The organism is Cryobacterium suzukii, assembly GCF_004403185.1.
GTDB classification, from domain to species: Bacteria; Actinomycetota; Actinomycetes; order Actinomycetales; family Microbacteriaceae; genus Cryobacterium; species Cryobacterium suzukii.
This window is the reverse complement of sequence record NZ_SOHJ01000006.1, coordinates 1-1,325: the sequence shown is the minus strand read 5'-3', so window position 1 is coordinate 1,325 and position 1,325 is coordinate 1. Positions and strand designations below refer to the sequence as shown.

General features: G+C 70.3%; 1 protein-coding gene. It reads left to right on the top strand.

Annotated elements, in window-relative coordinates:
* Positions 1 to 1,325: DUF222 domain-containing protein (locus E3T39_RS06990; RefSeq protein WP_134514014.1), on the top strand; the 1,325-nt coding region annotated here is incomplete at both ends.

Sequence of the window (1,325 nt, the reverse complement as noted above, 5' to 3'; positions counted from 1 at the left end):
GCCGAGTTCAGCAGGCTCTCCGATGCCGAGGTGCTCGCGGCGCGGGGTCCGATCGCGGACCTGCTCCGGCTCAGCAACACCGCCGCCGCGATGCTGGCGGGCACGATCGCGCACCGATCCCGGCCGCAGCTGGGTCAGTCAGGTCTGGCCACGCGGCACGGGTTTGGCAACCCGACGCTGATGGTGCAGCACGCCACCGGCCTCAGCCGGATCGAGGCTGGCCGGCTGCTGGCCGTGGGAGTCCTCATGGCCGACACTGAAACTGCCGAACAACAGGCCGCCGACGCCGCCCGCGACGCTGCGCTGGCTGCCCAGACCGCCGCCGACGTTGCGGCGGACGCCGCCCGGGAAGCGGTGCGTGAAGCTGCTCGGGAAGCGGAACGAGCAGCGGCGTGGGCCGCGCTGCACCCGAATCTGCCGCCGCTGCCCACAGTGCCCCGGGCGGTAGTGCCAGTTGCAGCGGTGATGCCGGTCGCGCCGGTCGTGGTGCCGTGGCAGGCGCCGATCATGCACGCCATTGCCTCCGGCACCTTCTCCCCCAGCATCGGCGACGCCCTGCTACGCGGCCTGGGCACCCTCGACCAGGCGATCACCGCCGAGAAACTCACCGCAGCACTCCGGGCGTTGCTGGTGGAGGCACCGATGATGAATACCGAGCAGGCCTACAAACGAGCCCGGCGCCTACGCGACGACCTCGACGCTGCGGGCATCCTGGCGCGGGAGAAGCAAGCCCGCGACGACACCACCTGGTCGCTCTGGCGGCGCGCCGACGGCATGGTGACCCTGCACGCCCTAATGGCACCCGAGCAGGGCGAAATGTGGCTAGCGACCTACGACGCCCTGACCAGTCCACGACGCGGTGGCGTGCGGTTCGTCGACCCGACACGCGCCGCCTGGGCCCAGAGCGTGAAGGACGACCCGCGCACCCTCGACCAAATCGCCGCGGACTCCTTCACCCAACTACTCAAACTCGGCGCCGACGCCGACCCCAACACCCTCTTCGGCGGCCGCCGCCCCGTCGTGCAAATCATCGTCACCGACCACGACCGCCCCACCACCGTCTCCGCCCCCACAGCTGGTCGTGCGCACACAACTGGCCCGAACCCCGCGGCTGGCCCGGCCCCCGCGGCTGGTATCACGGAGAGCGGACGCGCCAAATCAGTATTCGCCTACCTCGAGGGCAACCCGGCACCGATATCGCCAGAGACAATCGACCGGCACCTCTGCGATACCGGCTACCTCGGCATCCTCTTCAGCCCGACCGGGCAACCCCTCAACGTCGGACGCGACCAACGCCTCTTCAACCATGACCAACGCCACGCCCT